Below are 7,089 nucleotides of genomic sequence, written 5' to 3'. Positions count from 1 at the left end.
TTATATGGCTCCTTCAAGTACTTTCAACATAGGTACCACTTCTATTGCCCTCAATAGAGCTTCTGGAACACAAACATTAACAGGTATCACATCAATTGATGGTGACGCTGCCAATATTACAGCAACTAGTAATACAAGTTTAACTTCCTTGTCAAATTTAACTACTGTTGGTACAATAACATCAGGAACAATAGATGTTACAACAGATATTAAAACTAGTGGCAACGTAATAGTAGGTGCATCTTCAGCTGCGAGCGCTTCAGCAGTGTTACAAGCAAGCTCAACTACACAAGGTTTTTTACCTCCAAGAATGACAGCAGACCAACGAGATTTAATTGTTAATCCTGCTCAGGGGTTGATGGTATATTGCACTAATTGTGGCACGAAAGGGGAACCAGAATATTATAATGGCACCGAATGGGTAAACTTGATTGGAGGAGCTACGTCCGCCGGCTTACTACCTATAGGAATGTCTTATCAAGGCGGTATAATAGCTTACATTTTTACTATTGGAGATCCTGGTTATGTTCTTGGTCAAACGCACGGTTTAATTGCAGCAACAGTTGATCAAAGCGCAGGAATTCGATGGTATAATGATAGTTACTTAGTTACAACTACAATTGGAACTGCTATTGGAACAGGTTTAACCAATTCAAATACCATTATTTCAAGTCAAGGTCCAACTGCTACAAGTTATGCAGCAGGATTGGCGAGAGCATACAATGGAGGAGGATATAATGACTGGTATTTACCGAGTAAGGATGAATTAAATAAATTGTATCTAAATCAATCCTCAATTGGTGGTTTTGTTTCTGGCTTTTATTGGAGTTCTTCGGAGAGAGAAGAGTCTCATCTATCATCTTATTATGTGTGGGGACAGGATTTCGGAACAAGTGGTGGTCAGGAAAATTTAAATAAGGTCTACGGGTATCGTGTCCGAGCCATTAGAACCTTTTAATTATTTTCGTATTCAATTTCCAAATTGAAAATATACCATTAATTTTTCAGAGTTAGTATAAAATTTTAATGACGCTAATCGAAGGTATTTTTAATAACAATATAATACTTTTATAACAAACCAATACCAATCCTACTTCACTAATAGTATTTTTTGCTACAATTGAGGTAGGATTTTTTTATATAACAAACTTGTTTCATTAGTATCAAGTAGCTTTTATGCCTCTCTCATTAGCTATAAATTTTCCTGTCAGTTTTAGTTTTTTAAAACGTCAAGTCTAATAAACAAAAAGATATATATCTTATGTTTAAAACATATACATCTTTATTAATTAAACATGTATATCTTTTAATTAAAACATATATATGTATAACTATATTTGTATTGACTACTAATAATTGTTCTTAGCTTGCAAAGTATAATGAGTGCGCAGCAACATAAATAGGAAACATGCGGTTTAATAAGTAACAAATATCCAATACAATTATGGCAATACACTTTAAAATGGTACCCAAGAAAAACGATTTGGTTTCTCCGCCTCAAACAAAATAGTATCCCTGTGCCATTCATAAAGGCGAGGAAGATTTAGACAGTCTTGCCGAAATTGTTGCCTCGCGTTCCTCTATGAGCAAAGCCGATTGCTATGGCGTAATCATAGGACTCACAGAAGTAATTGCAGAAGCTTTGGCAGCAGGGCGAATTGTACGAATTGATAGTTTGGGTTCATTTCAAATTACGGTGCAAGGTACCCCAGCCGATACCCTTGAAGAATTGGGCAAAGCCAATATTAAAAGTGCCAAGATTAAGTTTAATCCGTCAAAAAGGATGAAAATAAAACTCAAAGGACTCACTTATAAAAGAATGCGGTAGCAAAATAATTCTCGATTGTTACTTAATATTACAATGACTACTTTTTTTAAATGAAGTATGGAACTATCCATCAATATGAATATTAATGTCAACACAATTGGTATGTAGTGGCACGCTAACTAATTTTAGCGTAACTCAAACTTTCAAAACTCTCAGTCAAACAATTGCTTCAATTATGATATTTATTTATAATTATTAATTTAATTGAAAGTTTAATCAATTTATGAGTAACCAAGTCAATTTTGCTGTAAGATAATCTTTATGGTTAATATATTTTTGTTTCTTATTAGATGAAAATTTAAAAAAAACAATATCATTCTAGAAAATAATAATGATAATTTGATATATAAGAAAAGTTGATGGTGATTAGTAGTGTTAAAAATTTGAGGTTAATTTATTTTATTACAAGCCAATTAAAAATAGTTTAGTGAATGGTTAGCTATAGCTTTTTCTAAACAAAGTAGTAACAAATAAAATAATTCCATATCAAATAATTAATTAAGATTAATACAATTTAAAAAAGTAACACCTTGAAAAATATTTATTTATCGGTTATATTGGTGGTAAGCAGCTTGGTTTCTGCTCAAGTAAAAATTGGAGACAATGTAACTTCCTTAAATGGCAACTCCCTTCTTGAACTAGAGTCAACTTCGAAAGGGGTTTTGTTTCCTCGAGTAGCCCTTACAGGAACTACAGATGCAACTACCGTAGGGACTCCAATTGCCGGTATGACGGTGTACAACACTGTTACTGCTGGAGATGTAACTCCAGGGATGTATACGAATGACGGAACGGCATGGGTAAAGTTGGGTGGGGCATTTGCGAACTTAATAGGCCCAATATTAAGTTCAGGTAACACCACTTCAGTAGCTTCACAAACAGGATCAGGAAGTACATTTGTTATGAACACGGCTCCAACATTGGTGTCACCTGATTTAGGGACGCCATCTGCAGTTATCTTAACCAATGCTTCAGGACTTTCATTAACCACTGGTGTAACAGGAATATTACCAATAGCCACTGGTGGAACAGGCTCAGATACTCAAAACTTTGTAGATTTGACAACAGACCAAACGGTTGCGGGAGCAAAATCTTTTAGTGCTGATTTAACAGTGAATGGTTTAACCATTGGTAAAGGGTCAGGAAGTTATATAAATGAAAACACCGCCATTGGTTTTTCTGCGCTACTATCAAACACGGTGGGTCGTGAAAACACCGCCATTGGTTTTTCTGCGCTTCGCTTTAACACGTCTGGTTATAATAATACAGCAAATGGTGTAGCTTCCCTTGTCTCTAACACGATGGGAATTGATAATACCGCCACTGGTTATATTTCGCTTCGCGGAAACACGATTGGTTATAATAATACTGCAAATGGTTCTTTTTCGCTTTCCTCTAACACGACTGGTTATGAAAATACCGCCAATGGTTATCGATCGCTTTACTATAACACGACTGGTTATAGAAATACCGCCGATGGTCGTGGGTCGCTTTCCTCTAACACGACTGGTAATGAAAATACCGCCAATGGTTTTAGTTCGCTGAGCTCTAATTACACAGGATCTCAAAATACGGCATTAGGTATGTATGCACTCTCAAATTTTAATAATAAAACTGGTAACAATAACACAGCTATTGGTTTTCGGGCGGATGTTAATAATAACAGTTATAACAATGCCACGGCTATTGGATCCAATGCTATAGCTACAGCTAGTAACACCATTCAATTAGGAGACACAGCAGTTACTAACGTTAACACAAGTGGCGCAATTACAGGAGCTTCTTTAATAAAAGCAGGAGGTACTTCTTCTGAATTTTTAAAAGCAGATGGTTCTGTAGACAACAACAACTATTTTATTAACAATACACCTAATATAGCAATTGGTTATGCAGCAGGAACCGGAGGACAAGGAGACCATTCCATCGCAATTGGGGCTAATGTTGCTGAAGGCTTACAAGCAGAGGGAGGAGTAGGAATTGGATATGCAGCAGCACAATTCGGACAAGGTTACAATTCGATAGCTATTGGTACATTTGCTGGACAAAATTATCAAGCTGCAAATTCTGTTGCTATTGGAGATAGTTCAGTAACTAGTGGCATAAATTCTGTTGCTATTGGATCTGGCGCATCTGCAACGGCAGACAACACCATTCAATTAGGAAATAGCTCAATTACAGAGGTTAAAACATCTGGTAATCTTATCCTAGCTGGAGGAGTTGTTGTAGGAGCAGGTGGAAGTTTTAATAGTACAAATACCGTTTTGGGTTATAATGCTTTAAATTACAATAATAATGGTAATTATGGGGGTAATAATACAGCATTAGGAAATAATACATTAGGAAACAATACTTCAGGTACTCTAAATACAGCTAGCGGTGTTGATGCCTTATCTAACAACACGACTGGTCATGAAAATACCTCCAATGGTTTTGGTGCGTTGAAAAATAATATTTCGGGTAATACAAATGTTGCTATGGGTCTTAATGCATTATCTCAAAATAGAACTGGAAGCAATAACGTTGCCATTGGATATGCTGCTATGGACAACCATCAAGCAGGCGATAGGAATACTGCAATTGGTAATGATACCAAAATTTCAAACGATGTGGAGAATAGTATTGCAATTGGAAATGAAGCCTCAGTAGGAAGTAGTAATACTATCCAATTAGGAAATACAAATGTGACTAATGTTAAAACTTCAGGAACACTTACCGCAGGTACAGTTACTTATCCGAATACATCTGGTACTGCCAACCAAGTATTAACTACTGATGGAAGTGGAGTTGCCGTTTGGGCTAACCTTGTAGCAGGTGTTGGAGCCTTAACTGGAGCAATACTTGCCTCAAATGTGGTTAATTCAAGTTTAACAAGCTTGGGAACTTTAACCAGTGCTACTGTTAATGGAAAAGTAATTGTAGGTGCATCTTCAGAAGCTAGCTCATCTGCTATATTAGAAGCAAGTTCAACTACTCAAGGTATGTTACCTCCAAGAATGACTATGGCTCAAAGGGTTGCTATCACCGCACCAGTAGCGGGCTTGGTTTTGTGGTGTACAAATTGTGGAGCTAAAGGCGAACTGCAGGTTTACAATGGCACCGAATGGACAAATATGATTGGAGGAACGGCAGCAACTGTTCAATAATAGCAGGTGATTCATATCAAGGCGGAATACTATTTTATATTTTACAACCAGCAGATGCTGGATACGTTGGAGGTCAAACACATGGATTAATTGCAGGAACTGCAGTAACTTCGGATTTTTACATAGAATGGTGGAACAACGATTATACCTCTACAGGAGCAACAGGGACAGCTATTGGAACGGGTTTAAACAATACAACTTCAATAATTAGTTCTCAATTCGATACAGGTAGTTATGCAGCAAAAGTTGCAAGAGATTATAACGGAGGTAATTTTACAGATTGGTATTTGCCAAGTATATTAGAGCTTCAATTAATGTACACAAATATAGGACAAGGGGCTGCTTCACCAAATACAAATATTGGGGTGTTTGCTGATTACCGATATTGGAGTTCTACGCAGTTTAACTTTGGCAACCAACACGCAAGGACTGTGGATTTTACAAATGGCTCTCAAAGCTACGCTGATAAGAGCGAGGCTTTTCTTGTTCGAGCCATTAGAACCTTTTAAAAATTTAAATAACTAAAAGATATAGTACCATTATTGTTTCATTATTATTTTAATAGAATGAATTTTAAAATATTCAGAAAAAACCTTGTATTTATTTTATGTATTGTCACTTGCTTTCCAGTATTTGGCCAATATAAAATTAGTGGGGAAGTTAAAGCTCAAATAGGAGATAAGATAAAATTGATGAGCTATAATGGGTTTAGTATATCAGCAATAGACAGTACGGTTGTTGATAACAAAGGCCTATTTGAATTGCATTATTCAGATAATACTATTGGAATGAGTTATTTAATGTTAATGATTCAAAGCCATATACTGTTGTATTAACTAAAGAGCAAATTCAGTTGAAAGGAAGCTCCTTGGAACGTAGCTGAACAACTAGTCCTTTTAGAAGGAGAACAGAATAAGGCATTTGTAAAGTATACCACAGAATATCCAAGGCTTCAACAAGCCTTGTTAGCTTAGACTTATTTACAAAGCCTGAATTTCTTGTCCCATATCCCGGTTATGGGACAAATTTTGTCGCACCTAATTAACTAATTGTAATATTCCTCAGTAAGTTTGTGCGAGATTTTTTTTCGAAAGTCTGCAAAAATTAATTTTCTAAACTAATTTTTTTCTCAACATCAACGTATGAAATTTAAGATTCACATTCTGCTTAGCGTATTACTTATGCTAGGTTCTGTTAATACATTTGCCCAAATAGGAATAGGCACAACCACGCCTGCACCTTCGGCTGCTTTGGAAGTAAGCTCAATTGGCAATAATAAAGGGGTCTTAATTCCACGTTTAACCGCTACTCAAAAAGATGCGATTGCGAGCCCTGCAGAAGGCTTATTGGTTTATCAAACTACCGCACCCATTGGGTTTTACTTTTATACGAATACGGTATGGAAGTTGATTGTTACGCAAACAGAGCTGGACAAGAAATCTACCGAAACAGAAACTCAGAGCTTATTGAATCTTAAAGAAAATACGGCCAATAAATCAACTGATGTAAGTTTAACAGATGCAAGCAATGTTAAGTTTCCTACAGAACTGGCGGTTAAGACCTATGTAACAGGTCAAATCACTGCTGAAAATGCAGCAAGGGCATCCGCCATTGCTGGGGTTCAAGCTGCATTGCAATCAAATACAAATACAACGAATACGGCAATTGAATTAAAAGAAAATACAGCCAATAAATCAACGGATGTAAGTTTAGCAGATGCAAGCAATGTTAAGTTTCCTACAGAACTGGCGGTTAAGACCTATGTAACAGGTCAAATCACTGCTGAAAATACAGCAAGGGCAACAGCCATTGCTGGGGTTCAAGCTGCATTGCAATCAAACGTAAATACCTTGAGTGCTACAGTTGCATCAACTACAAATACAACGAATGCGGCAATTGATTTAAAAGAAAATGTAGCCAATAAATCAACGGATGTAAGTTTAGCAGATTCAAGCAATGTTAAGTTTCCTACAGAACTGGCGGTTAAGACTTATGTAACAGGTCAAATCACTGCTGAAAATACAGCAAGGGCAACAGCCATTGCTGGGGTTCAAGCTGCATTGCAATCAAACGTAAATACCTTGAGTGCTACAGTTGCATCAACTACAAATACAACGA

The 7,089-nt window shown here is 36.4% G+C and carries 5 protein-coding genes; all 5 read left to right on the top strand.

Going from position 1 to position 7,089, the window contains the following annotated elements; genetic code table 11:
* On the top strand, positions 1-958 hold a 958-nt coding region (locus ACILQF_RS12815), incomplete at its 5' end, for a hypothetical protein (protein ID WP_395627791.1).
* 564 nt (positions 959-1,522) lie between these two features.
* Positions 1,523-1,828, top strand: a complete 306-nt coding sequence (locus ACILQF_RS12810; protein WP_395627792.1) for an HU family DNA-binding protein — start codon at positions 1,523-1,525, stop codon at positions 1,826-1,828.
* Between the two features lie 530 nt (positions 1,829-2,358).
* Positions 2,359-4,971 carry a beta strand repeat-containing protein gene (locus ACILQF_RS12805; protein ID WP_395627790.1) on the top strand — a complete coding sequence of 871 codons (2,613 nt, stop codon included), beginning with the start codon at positions 2,359-2,361 and terminating at the stop codon, positions 4,969-4,971.
* The gene (locus ACILQF_RS12800) at positions 4,929-5,480 is read left to right on the top strand and encodes a DUF1566 domain-containing protein (protein WP_395627789.1); all 552 of its coding nucleotides are present in this window, start codon (positions 4,929-4,931) and stop codon (positions 5,478-5,480) included. Before ACILQF_RS12805 ends, ACILQF_RS12800 begins: the two co-directional genes overlap by 43 nt.
* Before the next feature lie 633 nt (positions 5,481-6,113).
* On the top strand, positions 6,114-7,089 hold a 976-nt coding region (locus tag ACILQF_RS12795; protein WP_395627788.1), incomplete at its 3' end, for a hypothetical protein.

The organism is Daejeonella sp. (genome assembly GCF_044232565.1).
In the GTDB taxonomy this organism is placed as follows: Bacteria; Bacteroidota; Bacteroidia; order Sphingobacteriales; family Sphingobacteriaceae; genus Daejeonella.
Note: the sequence above shows the minus strand (reverse complement) of the source record. Positions and strands in the feature narration are given on the sequence as shown.

Excerpts from the sequence above, each read along its gene's own strand:
- ACILQF_RS12800 (WP_395627789.1), top strand. The coding sequence starts at position 4,929 with ATGGACAAATATGATTGGAGGAACGGCAGCAACTGTTCAATAATAGCA.